15 protein-coding genes are annotated in these 21511 nt (G+C 33.6%); 4 read left to right on the top strand and 11 right to left on the bottom strand.

Features of this window, described 5'->3' with window-relative positions:
* Positions 1-31 precede the first annotated feature (31 nt).
* From CF599_RS04745 to CF599_RS04765, 5 genes are all read right to left on the bottom strand, one after another.
* Positions 32-2698: an outer membrane protein assembly factor gene (locus tag CF599_RS04745; RefSeq protein ID WP_121964898.1), complete on the bottom strand. Its 2667-nt coding sequence runs from the start codon at positions 2696-2698 to the stop codon at positions 32-34.
* A 12-nt stretch (positions 2699-2710) separates the two neighbouring features.
* Positions 2711-3451: an isoprenyl transferase gene (locus CF599_RS04750; RefSeq protein ID WP_121964899.1), complete on the bottom strand. Its 741-nt coding sequence runs from the start codon at positions 3449-3451 to the stop codon at positions 2711-2713.
* Entirely contained in the window at positions 3452-4165 is a 714-nt protein-coding gene (locus CF599_RS04755; RefSeq protein ID WP_121964900.1) for a DUF6089 family protein, read from the bottom strand.
* Between the two features lie 136 nt (positions 4166-4301).
* Entirely contained in the window at positions 4302-5192 is an 891-nt protein-coding gene (locus CF599_RS04760; protein WP_121964901.1) for an NAD kinase, read from the bottom strand.
* 1 nt (position 5193) lies between these two features.
* Positions 5194-5862, bottom strand: coding sequence for a CBS domain-containing protein (locus CF599_RS04765; RefSeq protein ID WP_121964902.1), 669 nt, complete (start codon positions 5860-5862; stop codon positions 5194-5196).
* A 93-nt stretch (positions 5863-5955) separates the two neighbouring features.
* On the opposite strand from CF599_RS04765, the gene CF599_RS04770 reads away from it, so the two are divergent.
* Together CF599_RS04770 and CF599_RS04775 are read left to right on the top strand one after the other, a co-directional pair.
* Entirely contained in the window at positions 5956-6669 is a 714-nt protein-coding gene (locus CF599_RS04770; protein ID WP_121964903.1) for a pyridoxine 5'-phosphate synthase, read from the top strand.
* Positions 6669-7439 carry an alpha/beta fold hydrolase gene (locus CF599_RS04775; RefSeq protein ID WP_121964904.1) on the top strand — a complete coding sequence of 257 codons (771 nt, stop codon included), beginning with the start codon at positions 6669-6671 and terminating at the stop codon, positions 7437-7439. Before CF599_RS04770 ends, CF599_RS04775 begins: the two co-directional genes overlap by 1 nt.
* 406 nt (positions 7440-7845) lie before the next feature.
* On the opposite strand, the gene CF599_RS04780 is transcribed toward CF599_RS04775, so the two are convergent.
* The 3 genes from CF599_RS04780 to CF599_RS04790 all read right to left on the bottom strand — a co-directional run bounded on the left by CF599_RS04780 (position 7846) and on the right by CF599_RS04790 (position 12100).
* Positions 7846-8355, bottom strand: a complete 510-nt coding sequence (locus CF599_RS04780; RefSeq protein ID WP_121964905.1) for a gamma carbonic anhydrase family protein — start codon at positions 8353-8355, stop codon at positions 7846-7848.
* A 63-nt stretch (positions 8356-8418) separates the two neighbouring features.
* The gene (locus CF599_RS04785) at positions 8419-9423 is read right to left on the bottom strand and encodes a type IX secretion system membrane protein PorP/SprF (protein WP_121964906.1); all 1005 of its coding nucleotides are present in this window, start codon (positions 9421-9423) and stop codon (positions 8419-8421) included.
* A 7-nt stretch (positions 9424-9430) separates the two neighbouring features.
* Entirely contained in the window at positions 9431-12100 is a 2670-nt protein-coding gene (locus tag CF599_RS04790) for a T9SS type B sorting domain-containing protein (protein ID WP_254050239.1), read from the bottom strand.
* Between the two features lie 114 nt (positions 12101-12214).
* On the opposite strand from CF599_RS04790, the gene CF599_RS04795 reads away from it, so the two are divergent.
* Positions 12215-13114, top strand: coding sequence for a NifU family protein (locus tag CF599_RS04795; protein WP_121964907.1), 900 nt, complete (start codon positions 12215-12217; stop codon positions 13112-13114).
* Positions 13115-13241: 127 nt separating this feature from the next.
* Here CF599_RS04795 and CF599_RS04800 read toward each other — a convergent pair whose 3' ends face one another.
* The 3 genes from CF599_RS04800 to CF599_RS04810 form a co-directional block, all read right to left on the bottom strand.
* Complete coding sequence (locus CF599_RS04800) at positions 13242-14792, bottom strand: hypothetical protein (RefSeq protein ID WP_143824790.1); 1551 nt, start codon at positions 14790-14792, stop codon at positions 13242-13244.
* A 42-nt stretch (positions 14793-14834) separates the two neighbouring features.
* Positions 14835-16379 carry a hypothetical protein gene (locus tag CF599_RS04805; protein WP_143824791.1) on the bottom strand — a complete coding sequence of 515 codons (1545 nt, stop codon included), beginning with the start codon at positions 16377-16379 and terminating at the stop codon, positions 14835-14837.
* A 586-nt stretch (positions 16380-16965) separates the two neighbouring features.
* A complete protein-coding gene (locus CF599_RS04810; RefSeq protein WP_121964910.1) occupies positions 16966-19245 on the bottom strand; it encodes an inorganic phosphate transporter in 2280 nt (759 codons plus the stop codon).
* A gap of 260 nt (positions 19246-19505) precedes the next feature.
* Here CF599_RS04810 and CF599_RS04815 point away from each other — a divergent pair, with 260 nt between their 5' ends.
* Positions 19506-21509 (top strand): thioredoxin domain-containing protein, encoded by a 2004-nt coding sequence (locus CF599_RS04815; protein WP_121964988.1) that lies wholly within the window; start codon positions 19506-19508, stop codon positions 21507-21509.
* Positions 21510-21511: the final 2 nt, after the last annotated feature.

Here is a 21511-nt window from a genome sequence, read left to right on the forward strand (position 1 = left end):
CTTAAATCATGTTTATTATGCTACTAGCACATTAAAACGACTGCCCAAGAATGAAGTGTGTTTCAAATCCATTTCTTTTTTGCTGTCCTGTAACTGGATCGAATCCATAACCGAAATCGATACCTAACAATCCAAACATTGGCATAAATACTCTAACACCGAATCCCGCAGATCTTTTTAATTCAAAAGGACTATACGTTTTAAACGATTCAAAAGCATTACCAGCTTCAGCAAATGCTAATACATAAACTGATGCACTTGGTTTTAATGTAATAGGGTAACGTAACTCTAACGTAAATTTGTTGTAAATAGTACCTCCGATTTGTTCTCCTCTATCATTATATGGAGTTAATGTTTGGTTTTTGTACCCTCTTAACTGTACAACCTCACGTCCATCTAATGAATAATTCGCTAATCCATCTCCACCAACATAGAATCTTTCGAAAGGAACTACTCCTCTATTACTATTATAAGCCCCCATAAATCCAAACTCTCCTAATGCACGTACTACTAATTTATCATAAATAGTAGTGTACCAGTCTCCTTTAAATTTAAGTTTATAGTACTCTAACCAGTTAAATTTCTTTTGATCGACTTTAGCAACATCTGCTGTTGCATCTTCCCATCTATTTACTGGTCTATAATTTTCATCTAAATATGTACCTACTGGTATAGCTACTCCTGTTGCAGGGTCAACTGCTCCAGCTTTAGCACGTAATTTATACTCTTCTTCGTTACCTAGGTTTTTATAATCAACATTGTTAAACAATGAGTATGGTGCAGTAAACTTACCACTCACACTAAAGAAAGAACCATAAGTAGGGAAGATCGGGTCGTTACCACGGTTATCACGTCTTAATTCGATTTGATAAGCTAAGTTACGAGAAGCCCCGTCTCCGAATGTAAACAATCCAGTATTATAGTTTTTCATATTATAATATTGGAAACTCAATGTATGTGATAATACGAAATTATCATCTGGTACATTTAATTGTTTCGCAATACCAAACTGAATTGTAGTAATGTCAAATCCTCTACTTCTATCTGTACGACGATTCACATAATCGTATAAACTTTGTGTACTATAAGCTACAGTACCAAAGAAGTTGATTGGTTTACGTCTACCAAACCAAGGTTCAGAGAAACTAATACTATATGTTTGGTAATATGTACTTCCTTGTAAACGTAATGATAGTGACTGTCCATCTCCCATAGGGAATGGTTTATAAGACTTCTTATTAAATATATTTCTCAACGAGAAATTATTAAATGAAAGTCCTAATGTACCGATGAAACCTCCTCCACCGTATCCACCTTGTAACTCTACCTGGCTAGATCCCTTCTCAGTTACTTGCCAGTCAATATCTACAGTACCCGCACTTGGATCTGCATTTCTAACATCTGGCACAATAGCCTGAGCATCAAAAATATTCAATCCTCCAAGTCTACGGATAGTCTCCATAACAAGAGATTTACTCCATGTTTCTCCTGGACGAGTTCTAAGATCTCTGTGTATTACGTGGTCATGTGTATTATCATTACCTGACGCTGTAATATTATTAAACTTAGCGATAGGTCCTTCTACAATTCTAACTTCAAAATCAATTGTATCATTCGCTGTTCTAACCTCTACAGGGTTAATGTTAGAGAATAAATAACCATTGTTTTGATATAAGTTAGTTATATCATAAGCATCTGGATTAGTTTTATCAGCAATACGCTTATCTAATAAAATACCATTATAAACTTCACCTTTATCAATACCTAATACTCGTTTTAATTGACTATTAGTATAAACAGTATTTCCAAGAAAACGAATATCACCAAAGTAATATTTGTTCCCCTCAGTTACGTCAATATTAATAGTAACTCTATTAGTCTTAGGATTATAATTAGTTGTATCTGCAACAATACGTGCATCACGGTAACCTGTCTCTTTATATTTATCAACAATCTTACCTAAATCCTCTTCGTATTTAGCTTTGATAAATTTAGACGGTTTGAATATACGCAATGGGTTAAAAGGGCTACGCTCTTTCGTTTCCTTCATTGCTTTTTTCAATTTCTTTTCTGTTAACTGAGAGTTACCATCAAAAGTAATTGCTTCAATACGCACTTTTTTACCTTTATCTACTCCTACCACTAAATCTACCTTTCTACCAGTAGAGTCTGAAGGAACCGTATTTAAAGTAACTTTAGTATTAAAGTATCCGTCTTTCTTATACTTATTTAATAAGAAATATTTTGTAGTAGATAAGAAGTTATCATTAACTATTTTTCCTCTAGTTAACTTAGCTTCTTTAATAAGTGCTTCTGATTTTGCTTTCTTATATCCCTTTATTTTAACACTGTTAAGACGAGGAAGTTCATTAAGCGTAAGCTCTACATTAATAGTATCTCCTTTTATAGATGTTTCATAAAAGTTAATATCAGTAAATGAACCGACATTCCATAACTTCTTAAGAGCATGGGAAATTTCTTCTCCAGGCACTGTTATTTTCTGGCCTTTTGAAAGCCCTGTAAAAGTAACTATCGTTTGGGGATTTAAGCTAAATTTTCCTGTCACAGTTATGTCCCCTAACGTATATTGTTTAGGAGCTTCAAAAGAAGGGATTTTTATACTATCCTGAGCTTGCGCGTGGGTGTATACTAAACCTGCGATAAACAGTGCAAAAAGTGATGTACCTTTTTGAAACATTAGATTTGTTTTTTATTTTATTTGTTCACTTGTTTTTCCAAACCTTCTCTCCCTATTTTGATAGGTTAGAAGGGCCTTGTAAAGTTCTTCTTCCGTAAAATCGGGCCAAAGAACTTCTGTAAAATATAGCTCAGAATAAGCGATTTGCCAAAGCAAGAAATTACTTATTCTTTGCTCTCCACTTGTTCTAACTAATAGGTCAACATCAGGTAGATCATTCGTGTAAAGATGATTATTTATAACTGATTCGTCAATATCAGCCTCCGAAATTAAGTTATTTTTAACTTTAAAAGAAATTTCTTTTACAGCATTTATTAATTCTGCTCTAGAACCATAACTCAATGCTAGTGTCAATGTCATGTGTTTATTGTCTTTTGTATGATCAATAACCTCTGCCAATTGTTTTTGCACTTGCTCTGGAAGTAGCGATAAATCACCTATTGCTTTAAGCTTAATGCCATTTTTTGTAAATGTGGGTAATTCTTTCTTTAGAGATTTCACTAAGATTTTCATCAACATCTCAACCTCAAACTTAGGTCTATTCCAATTCTCTGTTGAGAATGCATATAATGTTAAATGCTTAATTCCTAATTTAGCACACTCACTTATAGTAGTGCGCACAGACTTAACGCCATTTTCATGACCTAGTGTTCTTAAGAATCCTTTCTGCTTAGCCCATCTTCCGTTACCATCCATAATAATGGCTAAGTGAGCTGGTAAGTTGTTAACGTTAATTTGTTCTTTCAAATTCATTTAATCTGCACAATAACATGGATTCTTTCCAAAAGTATAACTTATTGATATACTTGAATAAAAAAACCAATCGTTTCCGTTTTTTCCAAAACTATAAGACTTTCTATTTGCCTCTGCAGGACTACTACCATCTAAATTATTAGTAAATGTATAGTGTGCAGCTACCTCAGCATTTAGATTTATCTGTGGAGTAAGTCTTAACTTTAATCCTCCTGCAAAAGGTATTGCCATTGAATTCTTCTTATCTCCTTTTACTAAATCTACACTTTCTGATTCAAATCCTTCTATAGCCGTACTCGGTCTATAATAAAGATCATTATATCTAATCCCTGATACTCCAAAAAACAAATATGGGGTGAATCCAAAGTTCTCTTCATGTAAGTCAAATTCAAAGAAGTTAAATTCAATCCCTACAGCCAACTGCTGTACTGTATTCGTAAAACTATAACCTCTTTCTTTTCTACTTCCCATATCTGCCTTAGCGTCATCACCAGATATCTTATGATTAGAATAACTAAATCTAAATGAGTGACGAGGGCTTCTATTCCAACGATAAAACACATTATACCCTACATCTTTTGGTGCTATAAACTGAGTAGAACCAACATCTCCCACATAGTTAGAACCACCTAACCCAACACCAAATTCATGGATCTGAGCCGTAGCAGTAACTGTTGTAAGTAGCAGTATTAGAGATAATAGAATTTTATTCATTCTGTTAAAATAATTTACAAATATAGTGATATAGACATTTAAAAGTCTTTTTTTTTCTCAATGTTTGAATCCTTGAGAATTACTCATTGTGTTTTAAACGCTAAATCTACTGAAAAAGTATATTGTTTATTGACTTTTAGTTTCTTTTATCCTCTCCCCAAAGTAATTTATTTCTCAACGTTTTTATAAAACTCTGAGATGGGAATTCTACTAAGTCTACTGTAAATGGTGCTTTAGTTATTATCACCTCCGTTTCATTATCAACTGTTTTTGTAGTAGTATCTAATGATACTAAAAACTGCTTCTCGCGTGAACTTACTTTTAACTTAATAGTCAAGTTGTCGCGTATTACTAAAGGTCTTACATTTAAATTATGTGGAGCTAAAGGCGTCAGTACAAAACATCCTGTCTCTGGTTCTATAATAGGACCTCCGCAGCTAAGTGAATATCCTGTAGATCCAGATGGTGTAGAAATAATCAATCCGTCAGCCCAATATGTAGCTAAGAATTCATCATCTAAATAAGTCTCTACGGTGATCATTGAAGTAGTATTTTTTCTAGATACTGTCACCTCATTCAAAGCGTATTGAATTTCAAACTCATTATTCTTCTCTGGTAAGCATTCTAAACTTAACAATGATCTTTTAGATCTCTTAAATTTTCCTTCAAATAATAAAGGAATATGTTCTTCTAAATTATCATGCTGTACATTAGCTAAAAAACCTAATCTGCCAGCGTTAATACCAACAATAGGTATATTCGTATTCTTAATAAAATTAGCAGCACGAAGCATCGTCCCATCTCCACCTACGCTAATAAAGAAATCTACTTCACTAGTCAAAGGATTTTCTGTTCCAAACGTCTTATATTCCTCTAAAAGAATATTCTCTTCTTTCAATAGACTGTAAAATTCTTCTTCAAAAATAACTTCAGTATCTCCTCCGTATTGATTGAATAAGTTAAATAACCTACGTACTATATTCTGTACAATAGGCTTAGCAGTCTGTCCATAAATCGCAAACTTCATATTATATGTTTAGATATTTATTAAGGTATTCTGTTCTTTCCTTGAGATCATTAAGATGTGTATCCTCAGAAAGTGTGCTTACTATATCATAACCATAACGTCTTAGGTCATCTAAGATCGTTTTTGTATTGATACCATTTGTTTTTATTAGTACTTGTGTACGATAGTTAACGTTAGATAATAACATCAGTCCTATCATACGAGCATTATTTCCCTCTATAATTTGAGCTATTTCAGAGAAGCTATACTCATCATATCCTTTCTCGATAACAAAAGTCGTACCTCTCTCATCAAAGAACATCGTTTTACTCCACTCGTTTAATAGATAATCTCGGCTATACACCCCTTTAATATTCCCTTCATCATCTAGTAAAGGGATTGTATTGGTCTCACATTGATTAAACAAATCAAAAAAATCAAATGGGTTTAAGTTAGAAGATTCTAGCAAGTAAAACTTTTCTAAATCATACATAACATCTTGTATACTGCTATCTTCATCAGCTGTACTAATGTCCTCTGTATTTATATTACCTATCCATATATTATCCATATTCACCACAGGGAGGTGTGAAAAGTTGTTTTTCTCTAAAAATGGCAGAATATCTTTTACAAGTGTATTCAGCTTACAGACTGGATAATCTGTCAATAGAAAGAAGTCTGGAGATAACATAATTCAAGTTCTTATTTAGAAGTGCAAAATAATCAAAAATAAAACAATAGACGTTAATTATAGTTTGTATTTTTGTGTTTAAAACCAAAATATATGACTAAGCTATCTGTTAATATCAACAAAATTGCTACTCTAAGAAATTCAAGAGGAGGAGATGTTCCTAATTTATTACAAGTAGCAAAAGATGTTCAAAAGTTCGGTGCACAAGGAGTGACAATACACCCTAGACCAGATGAAAGACACATCCGTTATCAAGATGCACGTGACTTAGTAGATGTAGTCTACACAGAATATAATATAGAAGGTAATCCTATGGATAACTTCCTTAACCTTGTATATGAGTGTGCTCCTACACAAGTAACCTTAGTACCTGATGCTGTAGATGCATTAACATCTAATGCGGGATGGGATACCATCAAGCACAAGGCTTTCTTACAAGAAGTAATTCAAGAGTGTAAATCTCGTAATATCCGTACTTCGATCTTCGTAGATCCAGTACTAGAAATGATAGAAGGTGCTAAAATAGTAGGTGCAGATCGCATCGAATTATACACTGAAGAGTTTGCTGCTGAGTATGCTAAAGGTAACGAGAATGCTATCATTCCATATACTAAAGCTGCTGAACTAGCTAATGAACTAGGATTAGGTGTTAATGCAGGGCACGACTTAAGCCTTGACAATATTGAATTCTTTAAAAACAATATTCCCAACTTATTAGAAGTATCTATAGGTCATGCGCTAATAGCAGAGTCTTTATACTTAGGTCTAGAAAATGTAGTGAATATGTATATCCGTAAATTACAATAATGGCAGATATTTTATACTCTAAAATCGAAGGTGAAGGCATCCCAATAATCGTAATGCACGGATACATGGGTATGTCTGACAACTGGAATACTTTTGGGAAGCAAATGGCTGAGATCGGATACGAAGTACACTTATTAGAGTTGCGTAACCACGGTCGTAGCTTCCATTCTAACGATTGGTCTTATGACTTTATGGTAGACGATGTTATCCGCTATATGGATCATCACGCTATATGTGACGCTATCGTCTTAGGCCACTCTATGGGAGGAAAACTAGCAATGAAATTAGCTACCCGTTATCCTGCCAAAGTAGAGAAGCTAATCATAGCTGACATCTCACCTAGAAGTTACGCACCTCATCATCAAGATATCTTAGCAGCTCTTAACGCTGTAGACTTCTCTGTCAAACCAAGTCGAAAAGAAGTAGAAGAGATTATTGCTTCACATATACCTGAAGCTGGTACGCGTTTATTCTTACTAAAAAGCTTGTACTGGGTAGAACCAGGCCAACTTGGTTTCAGATTTAACCTAGAAGCATTTAACAACAATGAAGATGCTGTAGGTGAGGGTGTAGAAGAAGGTGCAGAATATACTGGTGACACCCTATTTATCAGAGGTGGTAATTCTAAATACATCCAAGAGAAAGATGAAGTACTTATCAAAGAGCACTTCCCTAACTATATGATTAAAACTATTCCTAACGCAGGACATTGGCTACATGCAGAAAACCCGCAAATGTTCTTTGATATCGTCAAAGAATTCTTAGGATAGTACTATAGTATCATAAATACAATAAGAGGTCTAGTGCAGTATATGCACTAGACCTCTTATTGTTCTAATATAGAATGCTATTCTAAACCTTATTAGTATACAATAAGATTTTTATACTATAAATTAAACGCTATGAATTTACCCATTGCATACGATATATGATAAGAAAAGAACGCACCTACGGCTAGTATACAAAATAAATAACAAACAATTTCAAATTTAGAATATTCTCTTTTCATCGTTTTCTTTTAGTTAATTGACTACAATATAATTAATTAAAATTAAAACATCAAAAAACTTTACATTAATTAGATATTACTAGTTTTGAAATCCGTAATTAATTTACTCTCTAAGTTCACAATGCCGAAGGCAAACAATTCCTAATTTTTAATTCCTAATTCCTAATTTACTTGTACCAGCTAGAGTACATTACATAGTTATTAGCGATACGCTCTACTTCACCTGCGAAATCCGAAGCACTAATATCCTTTACTTTCTTAGCAGGCATACCTGCATAGATAGCACCTGATTCTACTACTGTATTCTGAGTTACTACAGCCCCAGCTGCAATAATAGTATTGCTGTGCACTACACAGTTATCCATCACGATAGCCCCCATACCTACAAGTACATTATCATGTATCACACAGCCATGTACCATAGCATTGTGACCTATCGAAACATTATTACCAATCACTGTAGGGTGTTTTAGATATGTACAGTGTACAATAGCTCCATCTTGAATATTTACCTTATCCCCAATAGTAATTGAGTTTACATCACCTCTAATAACAGCATTAAACCAAACACTACAATTCGCACCAAATGTAACATCTCCAACGATAGTAGCATTCTCAGCTACATAGCAGTCCTCCGGTATCTGAGGAGACTTGCCTCTTATTTCTTTTATAATCATAATATACACAAATAAAAAATCCCGATAAATATCGGGATTTTTTTATGTATTCTGTTACTTACATTAATCTTTTGCCGTAGGACAGTTACACTCTAAACTTATGCGTTTAGGAAAAATATTAAACCCTACAGTGAACTGATGAAAACCACCATCACCGAAAGTAATATCTCCCATTAACTTCGTATAAGCATAAGAGAAATTAACTCCTTTATAGCTTCCTCCTAACATTGGAGATATATATTGATACTTTTGTGACTTTGATTTACCATCAACGAAATAATCAGTTCCATTAAAGTTAGAACGGAATGAAGCTCCTGCCCATACTTTTCCAAATTCAAACTGTCTATATATTTTCATATTTATATCTAAAGCGAAGTCTTCACGTTCTTCAGTATATTGCGCCATTACAGAAGGCTCATATATCCACCCTGTTCCATAGCGAATATTACCGAAGGCATACCCTCCACCTAAGATATACTTCCTAAAGTTATTACTTTCAGCATCACTATACATCTTGCTCTTACTTGATACAGCATTCTTCACTGTAAACATAGAGAAGAAGTTTTGGTAGTGGTAAGCAGCTCCAAAATCTACAGCGAAGTAAGAATCTTTTAATTCAATACCTCCAGCAATATTTGGATCAAACCCTCCGAACTCAGTCTCATCTAATTTAGTCTGAGCAAAACCTGCACTCAGACCGAATGACAATTGATTCAAATCATATCGTGACTCACTAAATGTGATATGGTGAGCATAGGTAGCTTTAAATCCTGTCTGTGAGTGATACCCATTCTTATCATTAAACCCAATAATACCAATAGCTGACTGATCAGTTAATCGAGTACTTGCATTTAAAGTCATTAGACGTGGAGCATCATCTACTCCACTCCACTGCTGTCTCGTAGTGAACTTTACATTTGTACTATTCTTAATCCCAGCCATAGCAGGGTGTATAAGATAATAGTTATCTGCTAAATATTCAGAATTTACTGTTAGTCCTTCTTGCGCAAAACCAATCTGTGAAATCAATAATGCTATAGCTAAATAGCGCTTCTTTATTATATTCATAACCTAATTATCTTTTTAAAGAAAAGTGTCCTTTATAACTAACCTTCTGTCCGTTTTTATCATTTGGCGCTTTATAATCATTCACAAACTCTACAGTGAACCAATAATCCGTAGAAGGCATAGCTTTTCCATTCCATGTTCCATCCCATCCTTCTGTAAATGGGCTTAACTGTTTTAGTAGCCTTCCTGATTTATCATAGATATAAATACGAGCTTCTTGATGTCCTTTTAATCCTGGGATATTCCAAGTATCATTATACCCATCCCCGTTAGGAGTGAAATACTTAGGAAAACCGAATACTGAGAATGTTGTAGATGTAGAACAGCTAGTAATTTTATTTCTTGCACGTACGCTATGATCACCAATTGGCACATTATAAAACTGATTAGATTGTTGGAATCCACCATTATCTAAAGCAAATTCATAATCATTAACGTCTCCACCAACGATTGAAAGTTCTACTTTAGTCTCACCTTTCTCATCTATCTCCATACTATTAATCATGCCTTTTGCGTCAGCATCTTGCACTTCTAAAATAGGAGGTGCAAAGACTGTCCATACATCCGTATCAATCCCTTTAGACTTAGCGTCTTTAAAAGGCTCTTCCTCAAATATCACATCAGCTCTATATTTACCAGCTATACTTCTTGATAATGTAGCCACCTCTCCAGGACCTACTACTTGATCTACAATATCATTTTCATAGTTTTTCAAAGGCAGAAAACAAGTGAATTTTTGACCTGTAAAAATATCTGTACAGCCATCAACTACCTCAACCTTCCACATAACTTTTACTGGATATTTTGAAGTATTCTTAAACTCTAATTCAACAGGGTTAACATTGCCATTAATGTCCTGACATAAATAAAGTGGGCTCTTTGAAGGTATATTAGTTACAGGGATATACTCAATAGAAGGCATTGTCCCAAGCGTTATATAGAACTCCACGTAATTACTTGCTTTACAGTCAAAACCATCCTCCATTATAACTCTAGCAAACAAAGGCCCCTTTTTTTCTCCCATTTTGATAGGATACGCTGTCACCATAGTTTCATCCATACGTTTATCCATTTTTGCATCAGCATCTGATTTATAATAAACGACTCTTATTTTATCTGTTGGGTTTAAATCAGCTATATTCTCCCAAGAAGACTTTCCTTTTACTTCGTTTTCATTCTTTCTCAAATTAACACTATACGATAAAGTATTAGTTTCAATTTGATAAAATGGAGTAATACCTCCACTTACTTCACCAGACTTCAAAGTTTCGGTATCATAACCTAAAGACACATAAAACATTGCTGTACTAAAACTCTTCTTTTTTAAATCTGTTAATCTTGCCCAGATAGGTTTAAATTGATTTTGGTCGACTACAATCTCTACTCCTACTATTTTATTCTGGTTACTATCAGCATCCGCTTTACTATTAAAATAATCAATTGTGAATTTATCAGTAGGATCAAAACCTTCTTCTTGAGATTCTTCCTCGGTTACGATTGTTCTTCCATCTGCAATAACAACTGTTTGATCTGTTAAAGGAATATTTTTCGAAGGTCTATCCTCACAATAATAAAGGTTACCCAATTTAGGTATTAAAGGTTTATCCATCACTTTTAAAGCAACAGATTTACCACTCTTCACGCAAAAATTCTTTGTTAAATTACTTACAATTCGACTATAAACAACAGTTCCATCAACTACTTCTAAAGCTTCCGGAGTTGGTATTACATTAATTCCTTTTTCTGAATCATCTTTCGTATTATAAAATGTAATTGTATAATAATCAACATTATCTCCTTGTAAAATTATTTGTTCTTTAGCGGTATTTAAATTAAAGACACCATACTGTGTACCATCTAGATCTTCTTTACTTTGATTAACTACTAGACTAACTTCATTTGGGTTCAATTCAAACGACTCAGTATATAATCTAAAACTTCTACTTCCTTTTTCATTAGTTCCAGATAAATCTATCTCTACAAGTACTTCTGTATTATTTTTAGCTTTATAATTAGTTAAATCACCTATTAACTCGAATCCATTAACAGAAAGTTTAACTGACGTTTGTCCATAATAAAGTTCATTACCTATTCTTGATAAATTGAAAGTCCCTTCATCATTAGTATCTGCACAACTATATAAATTAGGTAATTTGACTAATCTCTTTGATAAGTCACAATTTTCATTTGTCAGTACCAAATTGAAGCTTTCTAAATTATATTTTGTATTATCAATTACAGAATACACTTTTAACCATATTATTCTTTCTCCTGCTACAGGTCCATGAATTTCCAGTCTATCATTTAAAAAAGCATTATTATTGTTTCTAGCGTCATTTTCGGTATTGAAAAAACTATACTTATATCCTTTTGGCACAATAGCATTTCCCTCACTGTCTACAACACTACCACTATTTTCATTTCTAATAGCATCACCTAAATAAACTATTACTCTATTAGTCACAGGAGCATTAAATGCATCTAATCCGGGCAAACATTGCTCTACATTAAACGGCTTCCCAAACTTCACCTCTGGTTGTGGTTCATCTTGATCGTTATATACCTCAGCTGTTTCTTTATTACCCAGATAATCAAAAGGGTTTGTACCTCCTACAACGGCTCCTACAGATAGGAACCCTGAAAGTACAAATAATGAAAGCCACATTCTTTTGCCCATTTTATCGCTATATTAAATTGTTAGTGCTTACTAATGTTAATTAATTGTTTAAAAATATTATCTTCGTGACACTTAGCATTTTTCTTTGCTAATTTTGAAAAAAACTAAAATAATATGTCAAAAATACAAATTCAAAATACGTCAAACCCTACTATTATAAAATTTGTTTTACCAGATTTCATAACTAAAGGTGAAAACTACGAGTTTAAAAATATAGATGAAACTGCAGAATCGCCTTTAGCAAAGGAATTATTCTTCCTTCCTTTTGTTAAAACGGTTTATATCTCAAATAATTTCATTGCCATCGAAAAATTTTCAATTGTCGAATGGGATGAAGTAAAAGATACAGTTGCAGATCATATAGACCTATTCTTGGCTAAAGGTAAGAAAATCCTAATAGATTCTAAAAAAGAAATAAAAAAGCAACCAATTACTATTTATGCTGAGTCTACTCCAAACCCATCTGTAATTAAGTTCGTAGCTAATAAATTATTAACAAAAAAAGGAGTAGAATTTAAAAACATAGATGAAGCAAGTGCTTCACCTCTTGCTAAAGAGCTATTTAAGCAGTCTTTCGTTAAAGAAATTTTTATTGATGAGAACTATGTTTCTATTTCTAAATATGATGCTTTTGAGTGGGATCAACTAATCAATGTTACTCGTGGATTCATCAAAGAATTCTTAGAAAATGGTAACTTAGCTGTAGATGAATCTTTAATCACTGACGCTAAAGCTATCGAAGAAGAAGCAGATAAACACTTTGATACATTAGACGAAAAGTCTCAACGTATCATCAATATCTTAGAAGAAAACGTGAAGCCTGCTGTACAAGCTGATGGTGGTAACATTGCTTTCCAAAAATATGACCAAGATACAAACATCGTATATGTATTATTACAAGGTGCTTGTAGTGGATGTCCTTCTTCTACTTTCACTCTTAAGAACGGTATCGAGGGAATGTTAAGACATATGCTTAATGATGAAGCTATCATCGTAGAAGCTTCTAACGGATAATAAACTAGATTAAATATAATAAAAGAGGGTAGAACTTAACAGTTCTACCCTCTTTATATTATATCTATTTTAAATTAGAATAGAGTCTTCGTTTTATATAAAAATTTAAACCATTCTGTTTTTAATTCTATTCCCAATTTCTCCATTGTATTAAAACTCCTGTATTATCCTTTCTATCATATTCTAATTTAAACATAGGAGTATACTTTGTTTTATAGTTACTTAAAGTAGCACCCTCCGCGCCTCTTATAGCAATAGTCTTAATTCCTGACGAAAACTCTAACAACGGGAGTTGTTTTACACCATCTACTTTGTTCTCGAAAGTTGTACCATTTTGAACCATAATCCCGCCTTTATACAGACTAATAGTAACCATTGCTTCTTTAGCTGTAGAAGAATTAATTTCATACCACCATGCTGACATACCAATCTCAATCTGATTAGAACTATTTGGATACTTAACTAGTATATCGTTTAATTTAGGAATATTCACATATGATGTTTCTGATCCCGTTTTTCTCTCATCTCCTGCATAGAACATATACGCAATTCCGCCAACAGTCTGCGAACCAATAGCACTACTTATAAACCCAACTGGTTTTTTATCAACCGCAGAAACATTAGATTTCAAAATCTCAGTAGCAGAATCAATATCAACATTACTATTAATTAATCCACCTGGCCCATATTTTATAACCATATAATCAAATGGCGGTAGCACCCTATATTCTTTATTTTGTTCTATTTTTATAGTTCTAATTAAACCTGGTTCATTTATATGACGTACTCTAATTTCTCCAAAAACACTTCCTGTTGCATTTTGTCCTCCTACCTTTACTGTACCTAATTCAAAAACCAAATGCCCTCTATCATTTTTAGGAGGAATTGTCCAGTTAAATGTTTCTTTAGAATAATCAACTAATTCCCAATTCACATCTCCTCCGATAGGCTCTATAGCAGTACTTGAATTTACCACCCCATTTACACTTCCTTCTCCTACTCTAAATATTTCCTTATTGATTTTTAACTCTAAGTTACTCACTAATATTTGTGCTTGAATATCTGGTTTGTCAACTAATTTAAAAGTATACGTTTTATCTCCAAAAACAGTTGCAGATCTTGTAAATGTTAATCTACTACTTTTTCCATTTTGAAGAGTATTTATTGTAGAGTTCCCATCTAATCCAGAAGTCGTCATATTCCAAGCTTGCCCACTTTTACCTGTTGTAAGTATCGCTTTATCAGTCGACTTAACTTCAGAAAGAAATATATTACTAGGAGTTACTTCAATAATATTATTACCATCATCACCTGTTAAGGGTCTCCACAACTTCCCATTCCAAAAATAAATTCCCAATCCATTACCATCTTTTAAAGTAGCATTTGTATTAAACACTACTAATCCAGCATGTATAGCATCCTGATATCCCTTATCATACCCTTCTGTAAACATTGGGTATAACATATTCACATCTCTCAGACTCACTCTAGGCAAAGACATTCCTTTGTTGGCATTTGTACCTGATCCCCCTACATTCTCAATATTCTTAACTTGTAACAGTGCTCCTGCTACAGGAGGCTCTCCAGTCCCTATTGTTATTTGAGCAAGTGCCCTACCTCCAAACCCTAATAGTATAAATAAACTACACAGAATTGATAATGTTTTTTTCTTTCTCATTTCTCTTTTGATTTTAAAAGTCTCTTTTGATAAAGTCATAATTTATTCCCAAGCATTCCATTGTATCAGCACTCCAGTATTATCAACTCTGTCATATTCTAACTTATACATTGGAGTATAATATGTCTTATATGTTGCTTGACTTGCCGAATCTCTTCCCTTTACAGCTATCCTCTTGGGTGCAGACGAAAACTGCAATAATGGCATCTGTATTACATTGTCAATTTTATTCTCGAAAGTAGTACCATTCTGAACCATAGTACCACCTTTATATAAACTAATAGTAACCATGGCTTCCTTAGCAGTAGAAGCATTAATGGCAAACCACCATGCTGACATTCCTACTTCTATTTGATTAGAGCTTGCAGGATACTTCCCTAATATTTCATTTAACCTAGGTATATTTACATAAGATGTTTCTGACCCTGTAGTCTTTTCATCTCCAGCATAATACATATAGCTAATACCATTTGCAGAAGCAGAGCTTATAGTTGCCCCAACATAACCTACAGGCTTTCCATCGACATCTCTGACATTTGATTTCAAAATCTCAGTAGCAGAATCTATATCAACTGTAACTCCATTAAGGGGACGACCAGGTTCATACCTTATAACCATATAATCAAAGGGTGGTAATACTCTATATTCCTTATTCTGTTCTACTTTGATTATTTTAACCAATCCTGAATCGTTTATATGACGGACTTTTATTTCGCCAAAAACACTAACTCCCCCATTTCCTTTTACTGCTCCCAACTCAAAAACCAATCTACCTCCTTCATTCTTTGGATGTACTGTCCAATTAAATGCATCTCTAGAATAATCAACTATTTCCCATTTTGCATCTCCCCCGATAGGCTCTATAGCAGTACTTGAATTCACAACTCCATTTCCGCTTCCTTCTCCCACCCTTATAACTTGCCTATTGATCTTTAATTCTAAATTACATACTTCTAGTTGTCCTATTATATTAGGTTGATCTCTCAAAGTGAATGTATATATCTTATCTCCAAACTCCGTATTAGACCTCAAAAAGGTCAATGGTGTACTTTTTCCCTTTTGAATATCACTAGTAGAGGAACTACCATTCACTCCTGAAGATGTAACATTCCAATTTTGTCCACTTTTACCAACTAGAACTGTTGCTATATCAGTAATTTTTATCTCTGACAAAAAAAGCCTCGTGGGATTTATATCAATCATATTACCTCCATCTTCTCCCGATAGAGCTTTCCATATTTTCCCATCCCACAAATAAATTCCAACCCCATTACTCTTTAATAAATCAACATTTGTATTATACACAACTAATCCAGCATGTACAGCATCTTGAGATTGTTTATTATATCCTACAGGAAACATAGGATATAACATATTAATATCTGTTAGGTTTACTCTAGGTAGTAACATTCCTTTATTAGCATTAGTGTTAGCTCCACTGACACCTCCTACATTCCTAATCTGTAATAGTGTTCCTCCCACAGGTGGTTCCCCTATTCCTATTGCCACTTGTGCTGCCACCTTACCGCCTAGGATTAGTAAAAAAAACAAACTACATAAGACTGATAAAAAACTCTTTGTTCTCATTTCACTTACCTTTTAAAAAACAACATATCTCGCTAAAATTACCTTTGCTATTTATTAGTATAACTATCATTAATTTTGAATAATAGTTAACAAAAACTTTAACCAATTTTAATTATTAATTCAAACTACCTCAAAATAAAGATAATTATCACTATTAAAAACACAATTAATTACATTTTAAATATTTATTATACAAATTTAACAAATTATACCCGCAAAACAAACACATATTAGTTTAATAATTCAAACAAACACCAACAGTATTAGGAGCTAATGGTATAATTCAAAAAAGATTGTAATTGATAATGGCATTCTTTCAACACTTCCTCAACATTCCCTGAAGATTGCTACCTAGACGGAGCCTTTTGTTGAAGCATTCTTCACGTAATCTTCAAGCCATCTAAAAGAAGAAAGTTTTAAAAAAAATTCTACTCATCTTCTAATTAGTAAGTATATTAACGAAGAACACACCTTGTCCATCTCTCAAAAAAGAAATGAATAAGGGGTGTTTAAAAAATTATATCACTTATAAACACGAAAAGGGACTACTCTCGTAGCCCCTTCTCTCACTTAAATTAAATATAGATTAGTTCATTCGAATGAATGACTTCCTCTTAACATCTGTCTCGAAATCTTTAAACAACTCTAACAATCCAATTGTAGATTTGATTAAATCATCGGTTTCAAAAAGAATAGAGAAGTATAACTTACTATTCTTCGGGCTTGTTTCAGTAGTACGAATACGTATAATCTGCTTTTGGATTAACTTATCTACTGTCAAGATTAAATCTTCTTTTTCACTAAGTATCTCATCTATCTGAGAGAATTTCTCTTCTGTGAATAGAACTACTATTTTATCAAATAAAACTTGTAGTTTTTTATCAATTAGTTTAAGATCTCTAATCTGATTAAACTTAAGTTTTTTATGGTTGTTATCTACGTGAGCATAACTATTCTGTGCGATGAAGTTAATTGCTTTAATCATATCTTGAAGATATCCTAATGTCAATATATAGAACTTACTTGCTTCTACAGATGTCTCATCTAAATTTTTAATAAAGAAATATACATTTCCTCTTAAATCATCTACTTCTTTCTCAAGCTTCTTAAGTTGCTTCTTACTTTTCTTAAGCTCATTAATATCTTGAAGAGCTACACCGTCTACTACTACAGTAAATAATTCATTTGCTTTAGTAATCACTGATGCTACTTGAGCCGAGCTCTCTGATGCTACCCCTTGAATAGTCATAATATCGACTTTATCAAGCTTAGCCTCTTTATCTTCCTTCTCTTTTGATTTTTTCACATAAGACTTATTACTTCTATAAAGTAATATCCCTACTAAGATTAACATACTTACTAAAGCATATATCTCTCCTATCTTTAATATATAAGCGATAACGAATGACGCAATAAACGCCACTATAGCAGTTATAAACCATCCTCCTATAACATTAAATACTCCTGCTACTCTATACACAGCCGAATCTCTATCCCAAGCTCTATCTGCAAATGAAGTACCCATCGCTACCATAAACGTAACATAAGTCGTTGATAATGGTAGTTTCATAGATGTACCAATAGAAATCAAGATACTCGCCACGATCAGGTTAACTGATGCACGTACCATATCGAATGCTGGTTCATCTTTTCTAACAGTATTTTTAGGTTTCTTAGGAAGTTCAAAACGCTTGTCCATCTTAAGCTGTAAAGACTTCGGTAAGAAATAATTCACTCCCATTCCGATTAACACCATCCCTCTTACTATCACTTTAGAGAGAATATTAGGTGAGAATTTCTCTTCTGTTGTTCCTGTATCTTGTCTAGCTAAGCTCATCTCTGTCTCGATAACGTTCTTTGCCTTCTTAGATGTCCATAGTGTGTACACCATAACCACACCTGCTATTAATAGAAAATAGAAAGGCGCAACAACATTCTCCTCAGCCAGTTTACCCATCATATAAGTATCTGGTGACTGTCCTGATTCCATAAAGAAACCAAATGATTGATAAGCAGCAATAGGAACCCCTATAAAGTTAACCAAGTCATTACCTGCAAAAGCTAATGCTAATGCAAATGTCCCGATAACAATAATCACTCTAAGTATGTTTAACTTAAAGATACTCATTAAGAACTGTGAGAAAAGCGTCCAGAATACTAAACTTATTCCAATAATCGTTAACTGGTTACCACCTATCCAAGTACTTGTTTCTTTAGTAATAAAGCTCGCTCCTTTTAACCCTTTAACAAGAATAAAGAATGTAATAGCAGTAATAGCTACTCCACCAAAGACAGCTCCAAAGTACTTTAATTTTTGTTCTACTTGGAACGTAAAGATTAACCTAGAGATATACTGTACTAAGGTACCAAGTGTGAATGAGAGAATAACCGAGAGTAGTATACTGACGACTATTTCGGTGGCCTTCTCTGTATTAATATAATTAGGCAATAAGGCAAGGCTGTCATTATTAGCCATTAGTTTTACTATTCCTAAACATACTGCTGCTCCTAATAACTCAAATACGATAGATACCGTAGTTGATGTCGGCAATCCTAAAGAGTTAAACACATCTAGTAGCAATACATCGGTGATCATAACCGCGAGGAAGATGACCATAACGTCATTAAAGGAGAACATACTAGGGACGAAAATACCACTTCTGGCTATTTCCATCATTCCTCCAGAAAAAAGTGCTCCAACTAAAATACCTAGTGAAGCGACTATCATTATCGTTCTAAATGTAACTGCCTTAGATCCTAGGGCAGAATTCAGAAAGTTAACAGCATCATTACTTACCCCAACAGTTAAATCGATAATGGCTAATACCCCTAAAGCTATTAGCATTACAATAAAAATCTGTTCCATTATTATTATATTTAAATTAAGTGTAGGGCAAAATTGATTATAAAAAACTAGACTGATGTTAAGCTAACGTTATCAATGGTCATTTATCATTTTATTGATAGCTCACATTTGACTACTTTTGTTCTACCCTAAATCAGTAGAAAGTGTTTAGATAACAATAGATACCATAAGAATGTCACTCTATTTTGTCCATTTTATTCACAACACACACTTGTTACTTCATTTAAGGTTCTGATAATATGAACATTCAACACAACAATATGAACACACTTCACTTAGAGACAAGCCCTTATTTGCTTCAGCATGCACATAATCCTATTCACTGGAAAGCGTGGAATCAAGATACCTTAGCATTAGCAAAACGACAAGATAAACTTCTCATAGTAAGTATAGGATACTCTACATGTCACTGGTGCCACGTTATGGAGAAAGAGTCTTTCGAAAACGAAGAAGTTGCTTCTATTATGAATGACCATTTTATCTCTATTAAAGTGGATAGAGAAGAGCTTCCTCATTTAGATAACTTCTGTATGAAGGCTGTGCAAATTATGACTAAGCAAGGGGGATGGCCTCTTAATGTAGTCTGTCTACCTGATGGACGACCTGTCTGGGGTGGAACATATTTTAGAAAAGATGCTTGGATAGATTCACTATCACAACTACATAGCTTATATCAAAACAAAAAAGAGACGGTATTAGACTTTGCAAATCAATTAAATGAAGGAATTACTATTCTTAGTCAAGCTCCGATAGCACAACAAGAGAACAGATTTAATATCGATATTCTACTAGATAATTGGAAGAAGAGTTTTGATTGGGAATATGGAGGATATAACAGAGCTCCTAAGTTTATGATGCCTACAAATTTACTTTATCTACAGAAAAAAGCTGTTTTACATAAAGATTCTTTGCTAGAAGACTATATAGATCTTACGTTGACTAAAATGGCGTGGGGTGGCTTATTTGACACAGTAGAAGGTGGGTTTTCAAGATATTCAGTTGATCATAAATGGCATGTGCCTCACTTCGAAAAAATGCTTTATGACAATGCTCAACTCTTATCTGTCTATGCTGATGGCTATAAGAGAACGAACAATAATCTGTATAAAGAAGTTATTGAAAAGACAATCACTTTCATTGAGAAGAACTGGGCAAATGGAGAAGGTGGATACTACTCTGCCTTAGACGCAGACAGTCTTAATACTGAAAATCACTTAGAAGAAGGAGCTTATTATGTATGGACGATAGATGAACTAAAAGAATTAGTAAAAGATGACTACGCTTTATTTAGCATTGTCTTTAACATCAATGCTTTTGGTCATTGGGAAGAAAGTAATTACGTCTTAATTCAATCTATCCCTTTAGAGCAAATCGCCAATGAACAAAATATATCTTTAGAGGAGCTAGTTCAAAAGAAAATAACTTGGGAACATACTTTAAAAGAATACCGTGATCAGAGACCTAAGCCACGTCTAGATGACAAGTCCTTAACTTCTTGGAACGCGATGTATATCACAAGTCTATTAGATTCTTATACAGCTACTAAGAATAAATCGTACTTAGATCAAACAATCCGTTTATACACTTTCATTCACACTAAACTGTGGAGTGAAGAGGATGGACTACTGCGTACTTATAAAAATGGAGAAGCGAAGATAGAGGCTTTCTTAGATGATTATGCCTATTATATACAGGCACTACTAAACCTATTCGAACACACTGGCGAACAACATTATGCCATTGAAGCGAAGAATATCTTAGACTATACTTTAGATCATTTCTTAGATAGCAACAGTAAATTCTTCTTTTATAGTAAACACACTAAGGAAGATGTGATAACTCCAGCCATAGAAGTGGAAGATAACGTCATCCCTTCGTCTAATGCTATTATAGCTATGAATTTAGTTAAACTAGGTGTGTTATATGAAAATACCTATTATACTACATTAGCGACTTCGATGACAGAGACTGTTCTTTCTATAGTAGACTATCCTTCCGCATACTCTCATTGGTTATTAGTGGATCTATATTTTCAACAGCCAATAGAATTAACTTGGGTAGGTAAAGATGCTTTACAACACAATCTAGATACCCGAAGTCAAGTCTTGACTAGAACATTAGTTTTTAGTACAGATAATCTCTCGACTATACCTTATCTAGCTAAATATGAAAGTACTGAGAATACTTTACACTATATTTGTATGGATAAAGCTTGTCAAGCTCCCAGTACCAATCCCCTAGAAATAGCAAAACACACCTTATAACA

The organism is Myroides sp. N17-2 (assembly GCF_002286775.1).
GTDB lineage: Bacteria > Bacteroidota > Bacteroidia > Flavobacteriales > Flavobacteriaceae > Flavobacterium.

What these genes read in the sequence shown, in the direction of transcription:
- CF599_RS04745 (WP_121964898.1), bottom strand. Translation starts at nt 2,698, where the DNA reads ATGTTTCAAAAAGGTACATCACTTTTTGCACTGTTTATCGCAGGTTTA.
- CF599_RS04750 (WP_121964899.1), bottom strand. Translation starts at nt 3,451, where the DNA reads ATGAATTTGAAAGAACAAATTAACGTTAACAACTTACCAGCTCACTTA.
- CF599_RS04755 (WP_121964900.1), bottom strand. Translation starts at nt 4,165, where the DNA reads ATGAATAAAATTCTATTATCTCTAATACTGCTACTTACAACAGTTACT.
- CF599_RS04760 (WP_121964901.1), bottom strand. Translation starts at nt 5,192, where the DNA reads ATGAAGTTTGCGATTTATGGACAGACTGCTAAGCCTATTGTACAGAAT.
- CF599_RS04765 (WP_121964902.1), bottom strand. Translation starts at nt 5,862, where the DNA reads ATGTTATCTCCAGACTTCTTTCTATTGACAGATTATCCAGTCTGTAAG.
- CF599_RS04770 (WP_121964903.1), top strand. Translation starts at nt 5,956, where the DNA reads ATGACTAAGCTATCTGTTAATATCAACAAAATTGCTACTCTAAGAAAT.
- CF599_RS04775 (WP_121964904.1), top strand. Translation starts at nt 6,669, where the DNA reads ATGGCAGATATTTTATACTCTAAAATCGAAGGTGAAGGCATCCCAATA.
- CF599_RS04780 (WP_121964905.1), bottom strand. Translation starts at nt 8,355, where the DNA reads ATGATTATAAAAGAAATAAGAGGCAAGTCTCCTCAGATACCGGAGGAC.
- CF599_RS04785 (WP_121964906.1), bottom strand. Translation starts at nt 9,423, where the DNA reads ATGAATATAATAAAGAAGCGCTATTTAGCTATAGCATTATTGATTTCA.
- CF599_RS04790 (WP_254050239.1), bottom strand. Translation starts at nt 12,100, where the DNA reads ATGGGCAAAAGAATGTGGCTTTCATTATTTGTACTTTCAGGGTTCCTA.
- CF599_RS04795 (WP_121964907.1), top strand. Translation starts at nt 12,215, where the DNA reads ATGTCAAAAATACAAATTCAAAATACGTCAAACCCTACTATTATAAAA.
- CF599_RS04800 (WP_143824790.1), bottom strand. Translation starts at nt 14,792, where the DNA reads ATGAGAAAGAAAAAAACATTATCAATTCTGTGTAGTTTATTTATACTA.
- CF599_RS04805 (WP_143824791.1), bottom strand. Translation starts at nt 16,379, where the DNA reads ATGAGAACAAAGAGTTTTTTATCAGTCTTATGTAGTTTGTTTTTTTTA.
- CF599_RS04810 (WP_121964910.1), bottom strand. Translation starts at nt 19,245, where the DNA reads ATGGAACAGATTTTTATTGTAATGCTAATAGCTTTAGGGGTATTAGCC.
- CF599_RS04815 (WP_121964988.1), top strand. Translation starts at nt 19,506, where the DNA reads ATGAACACACTTCACTTAGAGACAAGCCCTTATTTGCTTCAGCATGCA.